Source organism: Gardnerella pickettii (genome assembly GCF_029226345.1).
Taxonomy (GTDB): Bacteria; Actinomycetota; Actinomycetes; order Actinomycetales; family Bifidobacteriaceae; genus Bifidobacterium; species Bifidobacterium piotii.
Map to the genome: position 1 here is coordinate 1 of NZ_JAKNCU010000002.1, position 22,590 is coordinate 22,590.

The window sequence follows — 22,590 nt, forward strand, 5'->3', positions numbered from 1 at the left end:
CTAGCGGGGAGTTTCAACTCCCCGCTTTTTTTTTAATGCTTAACACGCTCGTATTCTTGTAGTGCGATTGTACTTGATTTACGTCGTGTCGTTATACAAACGCACTACATGGAAGGTCCTCGTTCGCGCGTTACAGCGCGCTATTCCTCACGGCTATTAGTAGCCGCTCGGCTGATTTGGCATGTAAAGTCCACTGGACTTTACATGCCAAATCACGCTTTGAAGGAGCTTGAAATGCGTTATGCAATTTCAAGCTCAGTCAAAGCGCCTCTCGCGCTACGCTCTAAGCGAAAAGGTATGTCGTCGCGCGCGTAAATAACGTCATAACGAACATATATAGTCAAATATGGGTTCGGGGTGCGCGAAAGCGCTGAGATTATACCCGTTGAACCTGATCTAGTTAGTACTAGCGAAGGGAAAATCATGACTACTGTGTCGTGCTCTAAAAATAGTGAATTCTCAACTAATGCTCGTTGCAAGCAATTCGTTCAAGATGTACGTGAATGCATCGAAGCTTTACGCGCAAAAAATCCGCTAACACATTGCGTAACGAATAATGTTGTTCAAGAAATAACTGCAAACGTTCTGCTAGCTGCTGGAGCATCGCCAGCAATGGTCGTAGATGCAGAAGAAGCTGAAGTATTTGCTCAAATCGCATCTGGTGTATTAGTAAACATTGGAACCTACAGGCCAGTAGACAAAGAATCTATGGATGCTGCAATTCGCGGAGCTGTAAAATCACACACTCCATGGGTTCTTGACCCAGTTGCAGTTGGCGGTTTAGCTCCACGCACGCAATACGCGCGCGAAATCGTTAAAAGTCATCCTACTGTAATTCGTGCAAACGCTTCCGAAATCTTAGGCTTAGCTGGAGAAGAAAGCGGCGGTAAAGGCGTAGACGCTGGAGACTCCGTTGATTCAGCAGTTGCAGCTGCTAAGAAGCTAGTTAAACTTTATGGCTCGGTAGTGGCTATTTCTGGCGAAAAAGACGCTATTTATGGTCACGGATGCTCGGCACGAGTTTCTGGCGGCCACGAAATAATGACGAAAGTAGTCGGCACGGGCTGCTCTCTTGGCGCATTGGTGGCAGCATACGTTGGAGCAAATCGAAATCGACCTTTTGCAGCAACAGTTGCCGCTCACGTGCACGCTGCTGCAGCAGGAACTTGGGCAGCGCAACGCTCAACATCGCCAGGTACATTTAGAACATTATGGATGGATGCGCTTATGGATTTGAGCGCAGACGAGATGCTGAAACTAGCGAATATTGAATTTGAACTCGACCCTGTTGATTGGTCTTTATACTTTATAACAGACCCAAAGATGAGCAATCGAGCCGAAGAAGATATTGCAGTTGATTGCGTTAAAGGCGGAGCAAGCGTAGTTCAATTGCGCGATAAGTACGCAAATAGCGAAACTTTTAATAATAAAGCTCAAAGCTTGCGAGACAAAATGCTTGCTAATGGTTGCGGAGACGTGCCGATTTTTGTTGATGATCGTATAGATTGCGCTAAAAGCTTAGGATTCAACTTGCATGTTGGTCAAACAGATACGCCTTATATTGAAGCGCGTAAGTCTATTCCTGCAGAGTGGATGGTTGGGCTTTCTATAGAAAAGTTAGAACAGTTAGATTACGTTTATAACGAATGTGCTAAAGAAAATGTGGCATTGCCTGATGTTATTGGAATAGGTCCGATTTGGCCTACTGCCACTAAGCCAGACGCTGCTCCTGCTTTAGGTGTTGAAGGAGTAGAAAAGATTGCTAAACGCGCTAAAGAACTCGGCATTAGTACGCTCGGAATTGGCGGCGTTAACGAAAATACGGTATTCCCTATTAAAAGCACTTCAATAGATGGTTTATGCGTAGTATCTGCTCTAATGCTTGCGCAAGATCCTTGCGAAGAAGCACATAAATTACGCGATGCTATTACAAAGGAATAAAAATAATGAATAATCAATTTTCGCAAGAGACTTCGCAAGCGACTTCACAATCAATTTCGCAATTATATGATTCAAGTCTAAGGCCATCTTCTTTGCCATCTTTAGAAGACCCGATTATTCCACGCGTACTAAGCATTGCTGGAACTGATCCAACAGGCGGAGCTGGAATCCAAGCTGATCTAAAGTCAATTACAGCGTCTCATGGATTTGGAATGTGTGTAACAACTAATTTGGTTGCTCAAAACACTTGCGGTGTGCGCGAAGTTTATACTCCTCCAACCGACTTTTTGCAAGCGCAACTAGAAGCAGTATTTGATGACGTAACTGTTGATGCTGTAAAAATCGGCATGCTTGGAGACAAGTCATATATTAGTCTAGTTCAAAATTGGCTTAAAAATCATCCTGTTCCTGTTGTTGTGTTAGATCCAGTGATGGTAGCAACTTCGGGAGATAGGCTGCTTGAAAAGTCTGCAGAAGATGCGATGCGCGAGTTTGCGCCTCTTGCGGATGTTATTACGCCAAACATACCTGAACTCGCAGTATTATGCGATAAACAGCCTGCATCTAATTTTGAAGAAGCTTATGCTCAAGCAAGCGAGTGGAGTGCAAAAAACAATACTATTGTTATTGTTAAAGGCGGCCACTTAACAAGCGAAGATGCTGGAAATACTGTTGTGTTCCCAGATGGTCACAGAGTGCACGTTCCTTGCCCTAGAGTTGATACAACAACAACGCATGGCACTGGCTGCTCGTTATCTTCCTCGCTCGCTACGCGCATAGGATTGGCGTTGCGCGAAGGAAAGCAACTAAGCGATTACAGTACTGTAGCGAATGCTTTAGCATGGTCATCAAGATGGCTTAATGAGGCTATTGCTTGCGGTAAAGATTTGCATGTTGGCAAAGGTCATGGGCCTGTAAATCATGCGGCTCGTAATTATCGTTTGGAATTAGATTCTTCGTCAACTCCTTGGGAGCATATGCAAACTAATGGCTTAGACGGATTAACTCCACAAAGCGTAGTCGTAAAAGCTCATAGCAAGGCTAGAAAGCCAAATGTGGAGCCGTGTGGTCCTTGGACTCAAGCGTTATGGGATGCTAGCGCAGATGTTGATAACAACATTATGAAAATGCCATTTATTAAGGCTTTAGGCAATGGAACGCTTGACTCTGACTTGTTTGCTTTCTACATAAGTCAAGATTCCGAATACTTGAAGCGTTATTCGCGCGCGCTAGCTGCTGTTGGAGCTAAAACGCCAGATAATGAGGCTAGAGTGCATTGGGCTACGGGCGCAGCTATGTGCATAGAAGCGGAATCGCAGTTGCACAGAGATTGGCTTGGAAGCAGAAATATAAGCATTGATGCGTCTTGCTCGCCAGTAACATTAGCTTACGTAAATCACTTACTTGCTTCTACAATGGCAGAAGACTACGTGATTGGAGCTGCGTCCATATTGCCATGCTATTGGCTTTATGAAGAAGTGGGGCAGATTTTAGTCAAAAATAATACTCCTGGAAACCCATATCATGATTGGATTTCAATGTATTCTTCTCATGATTTTGAGTCAGGTGTAAGAATGGCAGTCAAATTTGTTGAGAGAGCTTTTGAAGAAGCTGGACCAAAGGCTAGAATTCTTGCTGCTCAAGCATATATGACTTCATGCATTTACGAGTATGAATTCTTTAATCAAGCTCATAGAGCATTGAGGTAGATGGTTTGATAGCTTGATAGCTTGATAACTTGATAGCGCTGATGCGTTGACTTTGTCTTTATTAACAAAATCTAGAAGATTTGAAGACGCGTCAAAGCATCAGCGCATTTTTGTAATACGCATGTCTATTACTGATCTATGTCTGTTATTGTTGATTTTCTGAGTAGCGCAAATGCACAGTCGACTTGCTTAAGACCTAAATTTGCTTAAAACTTAAATCGTGAGTAGTAAAAAGTTGCCTAAATTCGCTAGTCATATTTTCCTATCTGCATATTTTCTTATTTCTATCTCCCTATCTGCCTATCTTGCAAAACTCAAAGTACTTTGGAAAATATCAAATAGAATTGCCAAATATGCCATATTTTCACTAATTCTATCTTGCAAAACCCAAAGTACTTTGCTAAATTGAAGATAGAAGTGGATGGAAAGGGAATGCGAATGATTTTCAATCGTCAAAGGTACATAAAGAAACTTAACCAGCTTAGTTGGAATGGCCTGGTTAAAATCATTACTGGTGTGCGTCGCGCGGGAAAATCGTTCATTCTTAACGAGCTGTTCTATAATTCTCTTATTTCTCAAGGTGTTTTGCAGAATAATATTATTCGGTTTGCATTTGATGCAGACGAAGATATTGATCGTCTTGAGTCATTCGCAAATGGCGAGCCAGTAAAAATCGCAGATAAAAAACTTGGTTACATTATCAATGCTAAAGTGTTCCGTCGCTACATTGCGTCGCAAATAAATGATAGTGATAAGTTTTACATTTTCCTCGATGAAGTGCAATTGCTTGACAATTTTGTTGGCACACTTAACAGTTACTTAAGGCATGCAAATTTAGACATATATGTTACTGGATCTAACTCCCGTTTTCTTTCATCAGACATTGTTACTGAATTTAAGGGGAGAAGCACAGAAGTTCACGTGCAACCTCTTACTTTTGCCGAATACATGGAAAGTTCTAGCAAAACGGTTTCGGAATCTTGGGCAGATTACATTGTTACTGGCGGAATACCGCTTGTAGCTAGAATGCAAAATGTTGAGGAACAAATAAAATATCTTGAAAATCTTGTTAAAGAAACTTATTTGAAAGATGTAGTTCAACGAAACGGCGTGCGAAAAGAGCAGGCTCTTTCTGAAACCTTGCAAGTAATAGCTTCGTCAATAGGCGCTCCTGTTAACCCAAGAAAACTTTCTAACACGTTTATTAGCCACGGATATGGAGAAATTACTTCAGAAACTGTTAGTCGTTTCATAGACTACTACAGTGATGCTTTTCTTGTAAGCAAAGCTCAAAAGTACAATATTAAGGGCAAAAAATACATTGATTCCTTGTTCAAAATCTACTTTGAAGACATTGGTGTACGCAACGCTTTACTTAATTTTAGGCAAATCGAAGAGTCGCATATTATGGAAAATGTTATATACAACGAGTTAAGATATCGCGGATATAACGTGGATATTGGCGAAATGAATATTGCTGAAAATACTGGTCGAAAAGATAAAAATAACCATGATATTTATTCGCAAAAATCTTTGGAAATAGATTTTATTGCTACTTTGGGAAGTGAAAAATATTATATACAATCTGCGCTCGCTATGACGACGGAAGAAAAATCATTGCAAGAAAAGCGCTCGCTTTACTATATTGATAATTCTTTCAAAAAGATAGTAGTTACGAAAAATGGGTTGCATGTTACAAGAGATAATCGTGGAGTAATCACCATGGACCTATTTGATTTTTTGCTTAACGAAGATAGCCTTAAGCGGTGATTTAATGCAATGCGGCTGGGGCTATGCACAAGCAAGTTGCTCAGTAGTGTATAAACTCTATGCAAAACAAATCATTAACAGATAAATAATCAAAGGCCAAGTCGTAGGATACATGGCTACAACTTGACCTTTGAAAATTGCGATATGTTTTTAAGTTAAAATCGCAGTCTAATGCTTTTACTTATTTTTTGGCTATGCCAAGAGCTTTTGAACTTTCATCCTTGTCAAGGCCTATAAATAAAAGCACGATTATGCCAATAATCAGCGGAACATAACCGTATCCAGATCCGTGGATCATGCCGAATATTTCCATAAGTCCATTTGCTATTACAGCTAGTGAGGATACGATAAAATATAGTTGCGCGCACCACGGTTTTTTAATGAGAAATATGGTTGCAAGACCAAATAATCCAGCGATAATTTGAGGCACTCCCCATAGATAATCATTACGCATTACAATCAGCGCAATTCCGCTAGCAAGAAATACGCCATTGGCTATTGTCCAAAATACGGACGGAATTTGTGCTTTTGTATCTTCTAAATTACTCATATTCTTCTCCTTCTAATACAAGAAAATAATTGTGTATATAAAACCTTTACAATTTATAAATTAATGTCGCGCTAAAAGGTAAACAATATCTTGTATATGAAAACCTTTACAAATAATTACTAATTAAAACTACTCAAGATTCATTAATCTTTTAAACTGAATCAGTAAAGTATACTATTTATACGGTTATGTTCATTTTTGAAAGGGATAACTGCATTACATTCCCAATACTTGCCAAAGGCTCGAAAATAAAGTGAACCGCCTAAATGCTTTAGGGTATCGCGATGAAGCAGAAGCCCTTTTTGAGATACTGCGCGAATCACATCTTTACTTTTCTTGCCCAAAAATCGAACATTGAACTGTTTTATAACAATTTGTTTTTCGCGTATCGAAATTCTGATGTAATAAACTAAAGAAGCATATTTTCGAATGTTCAAATATAGTTCTTCGATTAATTCAATAACTTCACAGATGATTTCATCGCTAATGTCTTCAGGAATATCGTTACTAGATATATTGCATATGGATCTTCCTTTTAATCCACATGATTCATTGATTGAGTCGTTCATTTGTAGCGTATCTTCAATGCGCTGAATGAACTCGCTTCGAGCATCATGCTTAGCAGTATTTCCACGTAGAATGTCGATAATATTATGACCTTCTTCAAAAGCCTGATCTGCCAAATCATTTATTTCTTCAATAGCTTCTCGTTGCTTTTTAGAAATAGACTTGTCAAGTAATGCTATTTTACTTTGTAGTGCAATATCTGCAATCTTATTAGTTAATTTATCGTGCATTCGCACAGCCAAATTAAGATTATTAATTGTTTGCCTATCTTTTTCATAAAGAACCATTTTTTGGTGATAAATGCGCAAAATAATACCAGTGCAAACGCAAAATATATTTATTAAAAGGTAAGCAATAAGATACTTGAAAGACAAAGTTGATAGGTATCGGTATGCAACGTAGTGTAATGCATCTATTACTAAGAATAAAGGTAGTGTAAATTGAATCGGATATAAATATGAAATAAAAACAAATGATATGATGAGCCCGAAAGTTACTGGTGGGAGATTCAGACTAGGAATAACAAGAATGCTGAGGTGCACAAAAATATAGCACATGCTCATAAAATGCGGGAGCAAGCAAAGGAACAGATTCATAGCAGCAAGAATCATGTAAACTATAACAAGTTGTATTGTGCCATTGTCGCTATTTGAGTAAATATATGCATCCATTGCGCTCGACAAACATCCCAATAGTAAAAATGTTTTATTGTCAATAAGCTTTTCTCGCAAACGACGCATTAAGAAAATAATCATTGTGTATCATTTCCTAAATATTCATCATGCAGCCATGTGGTAATAAGTTGTGAACGATTCGTCACATTCAACTTTTTGAACACGCGACGAAGGATAGTTTCCACAGTACAAGTTTCAACAAATAAACGTTTAGCGATTTGCGCATTGGTCATGCCTTTACTGCACAACTTTACAATTTCAGTCTCATGATCCGTTAAAGCAAGGCGTCCCTTTTTTGGCTTATTTTGCAAACGTTGAAATGCTGTCATCGTGTCGTCAAAATGAAGATCGCCTATTATTTGCGGCTTGAACGCGCCTTGGATAATACTGCTAAGCATAGCGCAAATAGTTTCTGGGTGGTTTTTCCCAACAATGCCTTGCGCGCCTGCTGCCGATGCTTTTAATGCATAATCGTTGATAGGAAATGAAGTTATAGCAATTATTATTGGGAGCGAGTGTCTTCTTCGCAATTCGTATAATATTTTAATTCCCGAAACCCCAGACATATACATGTCAATTAGCAGCACGTCTGGGCATCGATTTTGACAAAACTGAATTGCTTGATCGGCACATGTTGACAACCAGCAAATATTGCAGGACGGAACAACCTGTTCAATATATGTTTTTAGGCCGTGTAGACAAAAACAATCATCATCAACAATGCCAACAGTAATATGCTTTGCTATCATATTGCTCCTTTAGAAAAGCATTATTTAAGTAATAATAATACTTGAATTTGTATGATGAATATCTTGTCTAGGAAAACCTTTACAAAGGGAATCTTATAAAGGCAGGCGCTGAGAGCTTACGGGGGTTACTCCGCAGCGAATAAGTTCGCTTAAAGCTTAGTGATTCAAAGCAATGTGGTTGAGGCTTGGCAATGGCTGAGTGAATAATGCCGTGTGCATTTGTATAGCTTTATTGCGCTTTCGCGCTAAATAGCTTGTTATATGCTTCTTTTTACCCATGTTGATGGTGTCCAATAATCTTTGGTAAGCATTGATGGGTATGTTTGTTTACGAGCTTGAATAATCCATAAGGCTATACCTGTTGAAACAAGTATTACGCCAGAAGCAATCATTATGAATAATGATGAATTTAGATTTCCCCATGCTAGTACGCTTGCATACCCTACGATAATGCCGCATTGCTCCATAATGGAAGTAAAAGTAGTAGTCGCGCCGAGAATGCGTGTTGGTATGCCGTCGAGAAGAGCTGTTTGCCCATAGACAATAGTGGCGTCAAAAATAATACCTGCAATGAAAGCAGAGCAAAGAAAAAGAGCAATCCAATTATTAAGCGCGAAAATAAGTAAAGGAATAGAAAGGAATCCAGGTAATAAAATAGAGTATAAAATCTCATAATGAAGCACAATATATTTGCATAATACTGAACCTACAATCATGCCAATGTTAAATATGCTGACTATTGATCCCCACGTGGATGCCGAATGAAAAAGTGTGAGACAATGGTGTGCTCCCATTAGTCTGAATGCGGCAAGCCATGATCCAGATTGTAATGCTGATACTACTCCTAAGACTATTAACCATGGTGTAGATTTCATATAGTGTAGAGAAGCTGCAAAACCAGCAGTTTTATTGCTTCCTGTCTTCGTATTGTTTGCGCTATTTTGTGCTTGCTGGTTTAGATTAACTAACAGCAGAGGTAGCGCCGCTAGTATCATCACAATAGCAATGCTCGTAAAGAAAATGAGCGGATTGCATATATCAACAAATATGCCAGTGATTGCAGGTGCAGCAAGCCTGCTGAGATTAATCCACATACGCATGCTTGCTAAAAATTTGGTTTTTTCGCCAGTCGGTACGCTATACGCCATCAATACTTTTTGATTAGGTGAAGAAAATGCAGTAAAGAATCCGAATATTATGCCGAGTAGCGTAACCGTAATAGCAATAAGATTATGCTGTGCTACTAAAGCGAAACCATATCCAGTACACAACAAGGCAAAGCAGAACGTTAGCGCTATAAACAATCTAGTTGGTGGATATTTATCTGCGATAATGCCGCCAAGCGGTGCTGCTATGCAGGTCATAAGTGCTACCGATACCGCGTTAAGTGCTGCGTGAGATAAGTCGACATGCATTAAAAGATATAGACTCACGCCAAATCTACAGCTTGTTAAAAGAAAAGCATTAAGCGATAAAACGGCAATAATAAGAGTTGTGCGAATTCGTGCCGAAGCGTTCATTTCCTTCTCTTTTTTCTTTCATGTTATGAATGTCTTTCATATTCTGAATAATATATGCCTTTTGATATACACCTTTTTCTGGACTGTGAGTGAAATGAGTGTTATAGGCAGGGGTTGCGGCTACTGGCGATAGTAGGAGAGGAAGTTAGAGAGTTTGCCCATTGCATCGCGAAGCGTTTGCAAGCGCGGCAAGTAGATAACGTGTAATTATTTTAAGGGATTGACGTTTGTTTAACAATGTAGTAAATTGATTTACAAGAGTTTAGCATTGCAGTTCAAAGGAGACTGAAATGGAAAGAATACCTAAAGGTAAAAAGTTCCAATTTAAGGCATTGCTTGATGACAAACAGTGGGTATTTAAAGATAATGTCTTCGGAGTTGGAGGGGAGGAGGTAGAAACAAGCGTGCATTTTTGATTTGGTGTCTTTGTGAACATGACATGTAGATTTATATGAGCCAGTGTTTGCGGCAATTAAAAAACTGTTTGCTTGTTATGTAGTCATACAACAAAGAATAAAAAAATTACTAGTTTGTTTTCTGATGCTTTAGAGAATAGTTCGTCACCCATTTTCTAAATGCAAAATGAGTGCAAGTTAACATATGCAGATAAAAAGAAGGTTACAATGAAGAAACTTACAAAAATATGTGCATTAATCGGTGCTGCTGCAATGATTATTAGCGCAGGTGCGTGTGGTAGTGCAAAATCATCCGACGCTAATGGCTCAACACAGCTTACCATTTGGCATTATTGGGATGGCGCTAATGCCGATACCTTTGATGCAATGGTGAAGGATTTTAATGCTTCGCATAAAAATATTAAGATTAAGACTGCGAGCGTTCCGAATTCTGATTTTATGACGAAGCTTCGTGCATCGGCTTCGTCGAAGAGTTTGCCAGATATTTCTATAAGTGATTTGGTATGGGTGCCACAGATTGCAAAAATGGGCAATTTGACTGATCTTTCTAAGGTTATCAGCTCGAAAACGCTCGATGATGTGACTCCTGCATTGATTGACTATGGTCATATTGACGGCAAACAAGTTTCTGTGCCAGTTACTGCCAATAATCTTGCGTACATGTACAACAAGGACGTTTATAAAGCAGCTGGGTTAGATCCTAACAAACCACCACAAACATGGGATGAGTTGAAGAAAGTTGCCGAGACAATCAAGGAAAAGACAGGCAAGCCAGGGTATGATTTGCTTACTCAAGCAGGAGATAACGGCGAAGGTTTAACTTGGAACTTCCAGGTCAACTTGTGGCAAGCTGGCGGCGAATTCTTGACGAAGGATAATTCTAAGGCTGCATTCAATACGCCAGAAGGCAAGAAGGCTATGAACTTCTGGATGGATCTTATAAAGAGCGGCGTGAGCCCATATGCTAAGTGGGGCGAATTTGAAAAGGGCAAGGGTGGTTCTGCTCAGGAAGGTAGCTGGATGGTTGGCATCTGGGCGCCAGATCCACCATTTGATTTCGGTGTAGCGAAAGCTCCTCATCCAAAGGATGGCAAGGAAGCGACTAATCTCGGTGGTGAACAAGCAATCGTCTTCCATAATTCTGACGCTCGTGCCAAGGCTGCTGGCGAATTCTTGAACTGGTTCTTGCAGCCAGAACAGGTGATCAAGTGGTCGCAAAAGACTGGCATGCTTCCTGTAACGAAGAGTGTTGCAAAGTCTGATAAGTATTTGGATTGGGTTAAGAAGGAACAGCCTCGTTTAATTCCGTTTGTGGAACAAATGGAGATTGCTCATACGCGTCCAAATACGCCATTGTATCCAAAGATTTCCTTTGAATTTGCAAAGGCTGTGGAGAAGGCTTTCGCTGGAGAGCAGAGTGTTGACGAAGCGCTTGCGAATGCTGAAAAGGCAGTAAACGACGTGATTGCCAAAGGCTGATTGCATAAATACTGTGCCGATAGCTGGGTCAAAGGAAATGAAGTTGACTCAGCTATCGGAGTTCTTTGCATCAAGGAGTATGTAATGAAAAAACGTCATTTTCTCAAGTCTGCGCACAGGCACTACCAGAAAGATCAAGTAATATGTGCTGCGGTATTCTTGTTGCCAGCAGTGCTTATTATTGGTGGTTTCGTGCTGTACCCTGTGTTGTCTGCTGTATATATTTCACTAACATCGTGGGATGGGTTCTCTCCAGAAAAGAAATTTATTGGCTTGGGAAACTATGTTCGTCTTTTCCAAGATCCTGAGTTTTTCAACAGCTTAATGGTAACGGTTATTTATGCTGCTGGTGTATGTGTATTAAGTGTGCTGACTGGATTGTTGCTCGCGCTTTTGCTTGATGCGCCTATACGAGGTAGGAGTATTTATCGTAGTATTTACTTCCTTCCAGTGGTTACATCTTCTGTGGCTGCAGCCATTGTGTGGAAATATATGCTCGATCCTTCTGGATTCGTGAACAGTGTGTTGATGAAATTCAATATACACGGACCAGATTGGTTACAAAATCGTTGGCTTGCGCTTATTGCATTAATTCTTTTGACCGTGTGGAAAAATATTGGTTTTAACGCTATTTTGTATTTAACTGCGTTACAAGCATTGCCAAAAAGCGTGTATGAAGCGGCTGCATTAGATGGAGCTACTGGGTGGCAAAAATTATGGAAGATTACTTTCCCATTGCTGTCTCCAATGACGTTTTTTGTAGTAGTTCAGGCATTAGTAACGAGCTTCCAATCCTTCGACCTTGCATACATGCTCACTGGTGGCGGTCCTCGCGGAGGTACGGAAGTGCTTGGCATGATGATGTATCGTGATGCGTTCAAGCTCGGTGATTTTGGTTATGGAACAGCAATAGCGTTCATTACGCTTGCGCTAGTGCTAGGCGTGACGATGATTCAATGGAAAGTTTCTGGAGCACAAGGAGAAGAATAATGAAATCATCATTATGGTCGCGTTTGGCGCGTCATGCGATTCTGATTTTAGGTTCAGCAACAGTAATCATTCCATTTTTGTGGATGTTCACTACTTCTTTGCAAATGCGTGCTGAAACATACACGAATACTTCAATTTTTCCTACATCATGGCATTGGGAAAACTATATTCATGCGTGGCAAGCGGCGCCGTTTGCGCAATATTATTGGAATACGCTATTGATGACGGTAGGAATTGTTGTAGGACATTTAATATTTGATGCCTTTGCCGCCTACGCTTTTGCGCGATTAGAATTTCCTTTGAAGAAAACAATATTCATTCTGCTGCTTTCTGCATTGATGATTCCTAATTTTGTGATTGTTATTCCGTCTTATGAGATAGTCGCTAATTTGGGATGGGTCGATACGCTGTATGCTTTGATTGTTCCTAGACTTGCAGATGTGTTTGGCATTATTTTACTTCGCCAATATTTTGCAACAATTCCTCGAGAGCTTGATGAGGCAGCGCGCATTGACGGTTGTGGCAGGTTTGGAATATTCTTCAAAGTAATCGTTCCATTGTCGTCTCCAGCGTTTGCGACGCTTGGTATTTTTAGTTTTCTCTTTGCGTGGAATGATTTCCTTTGGCCATTATTGGTTACGAATACGGATGAAACTCGTACAATTCAGATTGGTTTAGCATCCTTCGTAGGGCGTTACGGAACCTCTTGGAATTATTTGATGGCAGGAACTTTGACTGCAACAATACCAAGTATTATTGTGTTCCTTTTCTTCCAACGTGCGCTTGTTAGAGGAATTGCCAATACTGGTATGAAAGATTAGAAATTGTAGAAAAATTAAGGATGGGGTTTATTATGTCTATACCACAGTGGTTACCTGATGCAAGATTTTATCAGATTTTTCCTGATCGTTTCTATCGTTGTGAAGGCTACGGTATGCTAACTGAAGGTCATGTGCCGCTTGACTCATGGGATGCTGAGCCTACGCGTGAGAATTTCTTAGGTGGTAATATTGCTGGAATTACAGAAAAACTTGATTATATTCATGATTTAGGTTGCAATGCGCTCTATTTGAATCCAATTTTTTCTGCTGCAACAAATCATCGTTATGATGCAAACGATTATTTTAAAATCGATCCACTTTTAGGAACTCTTGAAGATTTCCATACATTGGTAGATGAAGCGCATAAGCGGAATATACGTATAGTACTAGATGCAGTTTTAAATCATTGTGGTAAAACTCATTGGATGTTTCAAGATGTTGTTAAAAATGAAGAGAATTCAGAATATGTTAATTATTTTTCAGTGAAAAACTTTCCAGTTAAGTCATTGCCTGTACCTAATTATAAAACCTGTTCTGGTTGTGAATATCTACCGAAGTGGAATGTGTTTAATCCAAAGGTGCGTGAGCATCATTTTAATGTTGCGAGATATTGGATTGATCAAGGTATCGACGGTTATCGTCTTGACGTTCCATATTTTATTTATCCAGAATTTTGGCAGGATTTTAGGCAAGTTGTTAAAGCAAAAAATTCAGAATTATGTTTGATAGCTGAAGAATGGAGAGACCCCGCTCAATGGCTGCAAGGAGACACTACCGATAGCACAATGAATTATACTCTGCGTGATTTAGTTTTAGGTTTTACTGCAACGAAGCGGTTCAATGCATACGATTTTGTTAACGGTATTAACCGTTTGCAGGAGCGCATACCGTATGGATATCACCATGGGATGATGAATTTGTTGGGTAGTCACGATACTGAGCGTGTTTTAACTGCGCATCAAAATAATACTAAGGATTGCATAGCTGCCTACTGTTGCATGTTTGCCTGCGAAGGTGCTCCGATGATTTATTACGGTGATGAACTTGGTATGGTTGGCGATAATGATCCTGGGTGCCGTTCTGGTATGCAGTGGGATAGTCTTGATACAAATGCTGAAATATTCCGTACAATTGTTCAATTAAATGCATTGCGGCGTGATCATATTGCGTTGCGAAGGGGTACGCAAAGTTGTTACGCTGTTGATGAAGATACTGTCATTATTTCGCGAGATCATAAGGAAGAATCTCTTTTGATGATTATTTCACGTAGTAATTTATTAGAGTATAATTCATCGAAGCTACCTCAACAATTGCAAAATCATAATTGGCGAATTATAAATGGTGTAACTGTTGGAGATAGTTGGCGCCCTAATAAAGATAATTCTATGATCGTATTGCAGGCTCAACAGTAAAAATAATGTAGAAGTAAGAAGTGTGAAGCATGGGAAAGAAAATTACAATGCAGGATATTGCTGATGCAGCGCGTGTCTCTAAATCTGCTGTCTCCTTTGCGTATAATACTCCTGATCGCTTATCGTCAGAAACTGTAGAACACATATTTTCAGTTGCAAAGGAACTAGGATATGTGCGTAATCCTGTTGCTTATATGCTGAGAACTCAAAAGACAAATAGTTTGGGATTGTTACTACCGCAGCAATTAGGGCGAGTGCTAGAAAATCCATACTATTCGGAATTTATTCAGGGTATTGGGCAAATCTGTGAGCGAGAGGGATTGACGCTTCTTTTAGTGCCTCCACTTCGTAATTCTATGTTAAAAGCAATTCCTTATGCTGCCGTTGACGGTTTTATAGTAACTGGTTTAGAAGAAGATCGTGGTGAAGTTGAAGCTCTTATGCAGCAAGGAAAGCCATTTGTGATTGTTGACAGTGAAGTACATAGCCAGGCTCCGAGTATCAATATTGATGAGTCGCGCGCTATGAAAGAATTAACTGGGCATCTTATTTCATTGGGTCATCGCAATTTTGTGGTGATTTCTCCAGAATCAGGCAATGATGATGGGTATCTTTCTTGGCATGGAACAATTCGTCGCCGTATTGATGGTGTGATTTCTGCTTTAGAAGAGAATGGAATAGCTCCACTGGTCGATAAGAAAAATGTTATTGAAGTGCCATGTACTCGTACTGGAGGAGAAGAAGCTTTTGCGCAAATAAAACAAAATAATTCTGTATTACCAACTGCATTCATTTGTTTTAGTGATGTTATTGCGTTTGGAGTAATGGACGCTGCTAGACAGTCTGGTTTGCAAATTCCACGCGATATTTCTGTTACAGGATTTGATGATATAGATGAGTCTGCATGTAGTAATCCACCGTTGACAACAGTTAAACAGCCTGTTACAGCTAAAGGACGTTTAGCTGCTGAATATATAGTAGAAACTTTGAATGCTGGGTATGAACGCGCATCATCCCGTCACGTATGTCTACCTATTACTGTGCTGCTGCGTGAGTCGATTGGCCCAGTAGCATCTATAAGATAACAGGTTGCTTAGTAAATACTTTGATTCCTTCCTCCTATGAAAAATATAGTGCTACGTTAAATTTTTTTAGCGTGGCACTATATTCATAATTTCTGGAATAGTGCCAGAAATAGTCATATTTTTTGTTTATGTAAAAATTATGATTCTACTGGCGATAGTAGGAGAGGAAGCTGGAGAGTTTACTCATTGCGTCGCGAAGCGTTTGCAAGCGCGGCAAGTAGACTACGCGGAAGTAGCCTGGAGTCTGCCAATTAAAGCCTTTTCCATGCACAATCAGCAACTTCTGATCGCGCAGCAAATCAAGCGCAAACTGCTCGTCGTCGTGAATGTTGTAGCGAGCAGGATCGAGCTTTACAAACATGTAGAAAGCAGCGTCTGGCCGCTCAACGCTTACGCCGTCCATCTCCTGAAGCGCGTTATAGCAGTACTCGCGCTGCTCGTACACGCGTCCGCCTGGCTCCAAATACTTTTCAACACTTTGGTATCCGCCCAAAGCAGTCTGAATAATTGACTGTGCAGGAACGTTCGAGCACAAGCGCATATTAGACAGCATGTTAAGACCCATAATGTAGTCGCGAGCCTTGGACTTATCTCCCGAAAGACTCATCCAACCAATACGGAAGCCAGCAATCATATGCGACTTAGAAAGTCCGCTAAAAGTTACGCAGAACACGTCTGGAGCAAGAGAAGCAATCGAAATATGCTTCTTGCCGTCCATAACAAGACGGTCGTAAATCTCGTCTGCAAAAATAATCAAATTAAACTCGCGCGCAACCTTAACAATCTCTTCCAAAACTTCGCGACTATACAGCACGCCCGTAGGATTATTCGGGTTAATAATCACGATTGCTTTAGTACGAGGCGTGATTTTAGAGCGAATATCGGCAATATCTGGGTACCAATGCGACTTTTCATCACACATGTAGTGCACAGGAGTGCCGCCAGCCAGGCTAGCGCACGCAGTCCACAGCGGATAGTCTGGGCTTGGTATAAGAATCTCGTCGCCGCAATCAAGCAACGCTTGCATAGAAAGATTAATCAGCTCGGAAACGCCGTTGCCAGTATAAATATCTTCCATTTGCACTCCTGGAATGCCCTTAAGCTGATCATATTGCATAATCGCTTTGCGTGCAGAGAAAAGTCCGCGGCTATCCGAGTAGCCTTCGCAGTCAATAAGCTGCTGTTGCATATCGTAAATCACTTCGTCTGGAGCGCGGAAGCCAAAAGGCGCAGGATTTCCAATGTTGAGCTTTAAAATATGCGTTCCATTTGCTTCCATACGGTTTGCTTCTTCTACAACAGGGCCGCGAACGTCGTAGAGCACGTGCTCAAGTTTGGTGGATTTGTTGAAGTTTCTATTTTTGAGTGCTTCAGAAAGCTCATCTTCTGTTAATGGGCGATTTTCCTCGTGCTGATCGCTGCAATCTGCTTGCGACTTTTGCGCGGTTTTTGCGCAGGAATGCCCACCTTTGATTCCGTCGTCGCTAATTCCAAGAATTTGTGCAAGCATATCTCGCACGTCTTTGCGAGGTTCAGTTTTGCCGCTTAAATATTGACTTAACTGGCTTTTGCCAAGTTTATGGCCGTTTTTTGCTGCAAGCTCGATTACATCAATCTGCTTGTATCCCTTGATTTTCATGGCCTTTTTAAGGTCGTTTGCAAAATTCTGTGCCATAATCCGTCTTCCTTTATGCCATCTTATAGAAGCTCATAAAATCAGCGTTCGTAAATTGAACAAATTTACAACAAAGTTCAAAATATAAGCTATAAATTGAACTTTGAGGCGATTAAAAGACAATTTTACGCGTCAAAACTCATTTCGCAAGCCTAAAATTGAATTTATTTTGAATTTTGACCAAATTCTGGCTGAGCAATAATTAAGAATTGAACTAAAAAGACATTAAATTGAACTTATTTTGATTTGCTGGAATATGATTGTTTGCGAATCAACGCAGTTTATTGCGGTGATACTATGGGTTACATGTATTTCTTTACTCCGCGCAGATGTGAATCTACTCAAAAAATAATGTATGCCAACAAAGGGCAGGCTCTTATGGCAGCGGATAAAAGTTTTACGGAACGCGGAGCAAAGCTGTGGGTTTATAAATGTGATTATTGTGGAAGTTGGCATTTAACGCATTCAAATCCTGCGATTCGTAAGTATTGTGATATGCGCTCGCGGTTTGAAACAACCAAACCTAAGTCTAGAAAACGCGGATATAAGCCGCGTCTTCGTTAAATAATTATTGCTTAGTAATTAATGCTTAAAAATCAATAAATCAGAAAGTCAATAAATCAGTACTTAAAAGTAAATCCTTGCGCATTAAGCTGCGATTCGCAACTATGGTTTTTAGCTCCAGAATCTACAGCAAGCTTTGTGATTTGTGCGCTGAATGCGTCCACTGGCCTATCTGCATTACGCAAATCGTAGTATTTATGCACTCTTTCGTCGAAGTCTGCAAGTTTTTCAATCACAACTTCATCGCTGCTAGGGTATTCATTTTCAAAGAATTGCATACTCGAGTCCATGCGCGGCTTTAATTCTGGCCCTTGGTCTGGCTTGCCAATTGCAAGCCCAAGAACTGGATACGTGTATTTTGGCAACTTCAAAAGTTCAATTAAATCTGGAATATTATTCAAAATTGAACCAAGGATTACGCAACCGAGTCCAAGCGATTCTGCGGCTGTTTCCATTGCGTGTAGTGCAAGAACGGCGTCGTTTTGCGATTGCGAGAATCTGTAGCCTGTTTTAAGAGTAAAATCGCTTCCGTCTGCATCAATGCCGTTTTTGCGCGCTATAGCGGCATTTCTGTGCTGGTCAATAATAAAAACATACAAAAGTGGCGCTGTTGCTATGTAAGTTTGATTTCCAAGTTTAGAAAGTTTTTGTTTAAGATCTTTGCTAGTGATTTTGATTGCAGACCAATCGTTCAAAAACTGGCTGCAAGCTGCGCGCTGTGCTGCTGCTTCCAATGTTTTTGCAACATCTTCGCTAATTGGCTCATTTTTGAAAGCTCGTATAGATCTGCGATTAAGAAGCGTTTGAATAGTTTGATTTGCGTATGCGTTCTGCGCATTATTTTGCTTGCTGTTTTGCTCGCTGTTCTGTGCGTTGCTTTTAGTTGACGTCATATTTTTATGTTAATGGTAACGAAATACCAATTAGAAATTGGCATGTAGAAGTGTTATAAAAGTGTTATAAATGTACGAGTGAACAAGTTGGCAGCGAAGCCGCTTGATAAATGCTTGCGTTAATGCACCAAGCGCAAGCTAAGAATGGTGGTGCTAAGGCGGCGTTGGATATGCTGAACGGTTTGAACAATATTGACATTAAAGTTAATGGCGATTTGTGCACAACGGATGCAACAGATACAACGGATTCGTACGCGATTCAAGATGTTCCAGCAACATGTTCGGGAGCGCCCGAAGGGCGACTAGTGCTTTTGCGCCACGGCCAAACTGCTTGGAGTGAATCTGGCCAGCATACAGGTAGAACCGATATTCCACTAACACAAGTTGGCCGCAATCAAGCTATAAGCGCAGGCGCCAGGATTCGTCAAGCTTTTCCAAACGGTTTTAGCGAGGATTGCCAGTTTGTAAGCCCGCTTATTCGTGCGCGTCTTACAGCTCAACTAGCAGGATTTTCGCATTGCACGCCGCTAGAATATGCTGCCGAGTGGGATTACGGCTGTGCAGAGGGGCGCACTCGAAAAGATGTGTCCGCTCTAAGCGGCGTTGAGTCATGGGATGTTTGGAAGGATGGCCCTAAAGCTCTTCCAGATTTTATGTCGGATTCTTGCCAAGAGATTCTTCCAAGTGGCGAAACAGTAAAAGTCGTGCGTTCTAATGGCGAATCTTTACAAGAAGTTTCTAATCGTACTCAAAAAATAATCGACTCTGTTTTGCCAAAACTTAAAAGCGGCAAGGATGTGATTATTGTAGCTCACGCGCACATTCTTAGGATTTTAGCAACCAGATGGCTTGGTGTAGATGCACAGCAGGCGCGCTTACTTAGACTAGACACCGCGCATTACAGCGCTCTTGGAACTTATAAGGGCGATCGTGTAATCGTTCGCTGGAATTGCTGATTTTTGCTTGCTTTAGATATACGACACGCCACCATATCAACGCTGCTATCGTTTGCAATATTTTTGCATTTGAGGCATAATAAAAAATGTCGAAAGGGCACCTAGGGGTGCGGCGGCCAAAAGGTAGGCCGACGGCATAGGAGAAAGGTTCGATGATGAATCGTACAATTAAGTCAACAATTGCGCTTGTAGCTTGCTCCGCAATGGCATTCGGTGCGCTCGCTGCATGCGGTTCTAGCTCTTCGGATTCTTCCGATAAGGGCAAGGTTTACTTCCTTAACTTTAAGCCAGAATCTGCTGATCAGTGGAAGGAAGTTGCTAAGGAATACACCAAGAAGACTGGTATTCCTGTAAAGGTTCAGAACGCTGCTTCTGGCACTTACGAGCAGTCCCTTAAGAGCGAAATCAGCAAGGGCAACGAAGCGCCTACACTGTTCCAGGTGAATGGCCCTGTTGGCTACGCAAGCTGGAAGGATTACACTGCAGATCTTAAGGATACCGAGCTTTACAAGCAGCTTCAAAACAAGGATATTGCTCTTAAGGATGGAGACAAGGTTGTTGGCGTTCCATACGCAATGGAAACTTACGGCTTGATTTACAACAAGGCTTTGTTAAAGAAGTACACGGAGCTTAAGGATGCTAAGGTAAAGTCTGCTGAAGAGATTAACTCCTTCGATAAGCTCAAGGCTGTTGCAGACGATATTCAGGCTCGTAAGGGTGAGCTTGGTGTTGATGGTGCATTCACTTCTGCTGGCTTCGATTCCAGCTCTGATTGGCGCTTTAAGACTCACCTTGCAAACATTCCTCTGTACTACGAGTTCAAGGCAGACAAGGTTACCAAGCAGCCAGCAAAGATTAAGGGCACGTTCCTTGATGGCTACAAGAAGATCTTTGATCTTTACATTACTGATTCCACAACTCCTGCAACTCAGCTCAGCTCTAAGACTGGCGAGGATGCAAACTCCGAGTTCTCTCTTGGTAAGGCTGTGTTCTATCAGAATGGTACTTGGGCTTGGACCGACTTGCAGAAGGCTGGCATGAAGGCCGAAGACCTTGGCATGCTCCCAATCTACATTGGTGCTAAGGGCGAAGAGAAGCAAGGCTTGGCTACTGGCTCCGAGAACTATTGGTGCATTAACGAGAAGACTTCGGATGCCAACAAGAAGGCAACCAAGGACTTCTTGAAGTGGGTTCTTACCTCTGATTACGGCAAGGAAGCTATGTCTAAGAAGATGGGCTTCACCACTCCGTTCAAGAGCTTTGCAGATATGAAGTCTGAGAATCCTTTGACTGCTGCTGCTGTTGAAGACGCTCAGTCTGGCAAGACTCCTGTAAGCTGGAACTTCACTATGATGCCATCTGACAACTGGAAGAACGATCTTGGCTCCGCTTTGCTTGAGTATGCTCAGGGCACTGGCAAGTGGGATAAGGTTAAGAGCGCTTTCGTTGACAATTGGGCTAAGGAAGTTGCTCAAGCTCACGAAGATCAGGATTAATCCGATTAATCCTAAGAATTGGGTTAAAACTGGATTATTAAATTCATAATTTAATATGTCATTTTTGTAATTGCATTAGCACAGTGCATTAGTGACAAGTAAAAGAGCTTCAAGCCTAATGGTTTGAGGCTCTTTTTATTTTAAGAATTATCTTTAGTAAGTTGTGGCTTTAGTGAGATGCGTCCTGAGTTAGGTGTGGCTTGAGTGAGATATAGCTTGAGTTAGGTATGGATCGAGTTAGATATAGCTTTATTGGAAGAATGACCTTAGTCTAATAGTCTTAAGTCTAAGAATGGTCTTAATTGTTTTCAAGCTGACTTGTGCTTGACCTAACTATAAGCTGTGCTGGAATGGTAATATATTTGCATTCTTCGCTTAAATAATCGCCATTAATCAAAGACAAAGTTATTTTTGCTGCGTCTACTGCCATTTCTGCAGGGTCTTGACGAATAGTCGTAAGCCCTGTTTCTCTAGCGTAAAAACTATCGTCAAAACCAATAATTGAAACGTCTCCAGGTGTGCTGTATCCGCTTCTAGAAAGCTGGAACATAAGCGGAATTGCTATTCCGTCTTCTTGGCATGCAATCGCCGTAGGAACATTTACGTTACTTAAAAGGGAAGAGACGATTGAGCTTATTCTATCTAATCCTTCGGGTGCAACGATTTCTGTAGGCGTAATGCCGTTGATTTTGCATTCGTCAATAAAAGAGTGGTAGCGCTGCAAAACGCTAAAATGCAGTGAGATATCGCGGTTTGTGCGAATGTAGGCAATGTTTTTGTGCCCTAGTCCAATAAGATGACGTGCCATAAGTCGCGCGCCTTGATCGTCGTCTATGTTAATCGTTGCGTCAAAATCGCAATCCATAGGATTTAAGCAGTTTATACCTAAGACTGGCACGCCAGTGGCCTTTAGAGAAGCTACTTCCGACTTGTTTACGTCGAAGGAGCAAACGATTACAGCGTCTGCGTTTCTGCGAGTTGGCAGCATGCTAAAGAACTCTGCGCGCTCTTGGCTGCTGGATATTTGGAAGATTGAAAGGTCGTAGCCTGCTGGGTGAAGAACTTGATTTAGGCCTTGTATAATCGACGCGCTAAACCATAGCCGAATGCTGTCGCTAAGAAGAAGTGCAACTCTTAGTGTTTTGCCAGATTTTAGTGCCGCTGCGGATCTAGATATTGAAAAGTTTAGTTTTTCGGCAATAGCTAATACTTTGTTGCGCGTTGCTGCGGAAACCAAGTCTGGGCGCGTAAAAGATCTAGAAACAGTGGATACAGATACATGCGCCTGGTTGGCAACGTCTTGAATATTAGCTGGCATTTGAA

Annotated in this window: 19 protein-coding genes and 1 riboswitch; of the genes, 12 read left to right on the forward strand and 7 right to left on the reverse strand. The window is 41.0% G+C overall.

Annotation, left to right across the window (positions count from 1 at the left end):
* Positions 1-343: 343 nt before the first annotated feature.
* Positions 344-435, forward strand: a riboswitch (TPP riboswitch).
* From thiM to MAF46_RS05675, 3 genes are all read left to right on the forward strand, one after another.
* Positions 424-1,941, forward strand: coding sequence for a hydroxyethylthiazole kinase (gene thiM / locus MAF46_RS05665; protein WP_060785707.1), 1,518 nt, complete (start codon positions 424-426; stop codon positions 1,939-1,941). (Overlaps the previous riboswitch by 12 nt.)
* 5 nt (positions 1,942-1,946) lie before the next feature.
* On the forward strand, positions 1,947-3,650 hold the full coding sequence (locus MAF46_RS05670) for a bifunctional hydroxymethylpyrimidine kinase/phosphomethylpyrimidine kinase (RefSeq protein WP_081090807.1): 1,704 nt from the start codon (positions 1,947-1,949) through the stop codon (positions 3,648-3,650).
* Between the two features lie 438 nt (positions 3,651-4,088).
* Positions 4,089-5,420, forward strand: coding sequence for an ATP-binding protein (locus MAF46_RS05675; RefSeq protein ID WP_230953882.1), 1,332 nt, complete (start codon positions 4,089-4,091; stop codon positions 5,418-5,420).
* 181 nt (positions 5,421-5,601) lie between these two features.
* On the opposite strand, the gene MAF46_RS05680 is transcribed toward MAF46_RS05675, so the two are convergent.
* The 4 genes from MAF46_RS05680 to MAF46_RS05695 form a co-directional block, all read right to left on the reverse strand.
* Positions 5,602-5,970: a hypothetical protein gene (locus MAF46_RS05680; protein ID WP_060785709.1), complete on the reverse strand. Its 369-nt coding sequence runs from the start codon at positions 5,968-5,970 to the stop codon at positions 5,602-5,604.
* A gap of 161 nt (positions 5,971-6,131) precedes the next feature.
* Entirely contained in the window at positions 6,132-7,292 is a 1,161-nt protein-coding gene (locus MAF46_RS05685; protein ID WP_060785710.1) for a hypothetical protein, read from the reverse strand.
* Entirely contained in the window at positions 7,289-7,960 is a 672-nt protein-coding gene (locus MAF46_RS05690) for a response regulator transcription factor (RefSeq protein WP_004131325.1), read from the reverse strand. The genes MAF46_RS05685 and MAF46_RS05690 overlap by 4 nt, the downstream gene beginning before the upstream one ends.
* 257 nt (positions 7,961-8,217) lie before the next feature.
* Entirely contained in the window at positions 8,218-9,480 is a 1,263-nt protein-coding gene (locus MAF46_RS05695) for an MFS transporter (protein WP_032815641.1), read from the reverse strand.
* Positions 9,481-9,770: 290 nt separating this feature from the next.
* On the opposite strand from MAF46_RS05695, the gene MAF46_RS05700 reads away from it, so the two are divergent.
* The 6 genes from MAF46_RS05700 to MAF46_RS05725 all read left to right on the forward strand — a co-directional run bounded on the left by MAF46_RS05700 (position 9,771) and on the right by MAF46_RS05725 (position 15,683).
* On the forward strand, positions 9,771-9,896 hold the full coding sequence (locus MAF46_RS05700; RefSeq protein WP_004131337.1) for a hypothetical protein: 126 nt from the start codon (positions 9,771-9,773) through the stop codon (positions 9,894-9,896).
* A gap of 207 nt (positions 9,897-10,103) precedes the next feature.
* Positions 10,104-11,375: an ABC transporter substrate-binding protein gene (locus MAF46_RS05705; RefSeq protein WP_004131339.1), complete on the forward strand. Its 1,272-nt coding sequence runs from the start codon at positions 10,104-10,106 to the stop codon at positions 11,373-11,375.
* Between the two features lie 84 nt (positions 11,376-11,459).
* On the forward strand, positions 11,460-12,365 hold the full coding sequence (locus MAF46_RS05710; protein WP_004118115.1) for a carbohydrate ABC transporter permease: 906 nt from the start codon (positions 11,460-11,462) through the stop codon (positions 12,363-12,365).
* Positions 12,365-13,186, forward strand: coding sequence for a carbohydrate ABC transporter permease (locus MAF46_RS05715; protein ID WP_004112888.1), 822 nt, complete (start codon positions 12,365-12,367; stop codon positions 13,184-13,186). The genes MAF46_RS05710 and MAF46_RS05715 overlap by 1 nt, the downstream gene beginning before the upstream one ends.
* Positions 13,187-13,218: 32 nt before the next feature.
* The gene (locus tag MAF46_RS05720) at positions 13,219-14,598 is read left to right on the forward strand and encodes a glycoside hydrolase family 13 protein (RefSeq protein WP_060785711.1); all 1,380 of its coding nucleotides are present in this window, start codon (positions 13,219-13,221) and stop codon (positions 14,596-14,598) included.
* Between the two features lie 29 nt (positions 14,599-14,627).
* Complete coding sequence (locus MAF46_RS05725; RefSeq protein WP_004133320.1) at positions 14,628-15,683, forward strand: LacI family DNA-binding transcriptional regulator; 1,056 nt, start codon at positions 14,628-14,630, stop codon at positions 15,681-15,683.
* 145 nt (positions 15,684-15,828) lie between these two features.
* Here the strand turns inward: MAF46_RS05725 and MAF46_RS05730 are convergent, their stop codons facing one another.
* Positions 15,829-17,358 carry an aminotransferase class I/II-fold pyridoxal phosphate-dependent enzyme gene (locus tag MAF46_RS05730; protein ID WP_081090809.1) on the reverse strand — a complete coding sequence of 510 codons (1,530 nt, stop codon included), beginning with the start codon at positions 17,356-17,358 and terminating at the stop codon, positions 15,829-15,831.
* 297 nt (positions 17,359-17,655) lie between these two features.
* Here MAF46_RS05730 and MAF46_RS05735 point away from each other — a divergent pair, with 297 nt between their 5' ends.
* Complete coding sequence (locus MAF46_RS05735) at positions 17,656-17,922, forward strand: hypothetical protein (protein ID WP_016839851.1); 267 nt, start codon at positions 17,656-17,658, stop codon at positions 17,920-17,922.
* A gap of 56 nt (positions 17,923-17,978) precedes the next feature.
* Here MAF46_RS05735 and MAF46_RS05740 read toward each other — a convergent pair whose 3' ends face one another.
* A complete protein-coding gene (locus tag MAF46_RS05740; protein WP_004131346.1) occupies positions 17,979-18,815 on the reverse strand; it encodes a nitroreductase family protein in 837 nt (278 codons plus the stop codon).
* 170 nt (positions 18,816-18,985) lie between these two features.
* Here MAF46_RS05740 and MAF46_RS05745 point away from each other — a divergent pair, with 170 nt between their 5' ends.
* Together MAF46_RS05745 and MAF46_RS05750 are read left to right on the forward strand one after the other, a co-directional pair.
* Positions 18,986-19,771, forward strand: coding sequence for a histidine phosphatase family protein (locus MAF46_RS05745; protein ID WP_080573948.1), 786 nt, complete (start codon positions 18,986-18,988; stop codon positions 19,769-19,771).
* Positions 19,772-19,923: 152 nt separating this feature from the next.
* Positions 19,924-21,267 carry an ABC transporter substrate-binding protein gene (locus MAF46_RS05750; protein WP_004131351.1) on the forward strand — a complete coding sequence of 448 codons (1,344 nt, stop codon included), beginning with the start codon at positions 19,924-19,926 and terminating at the stop codon, positions 21,265-21,267.
* Between the two features lie 298 nt (positions 21,268-21,565).
* On the opposite strand, the gene MAF46_RS05755 is transcribed toward MAF46_RS05750, so the two are convergent.
* On the reverse strand, positions 21,566-22,585 hold the full coding sequence (locus MAF46_RS05755) for a LacI family DNA-binding transcriptional regulator (protein ID WP_004133324.1): 1,020 nt from the start codon (positions 22,583-22,585) through the stop codon (positions 21,566-21,568).
* Between the last annotated feature and the right edge of the window lie 5 nt (positions 22,586-22,590).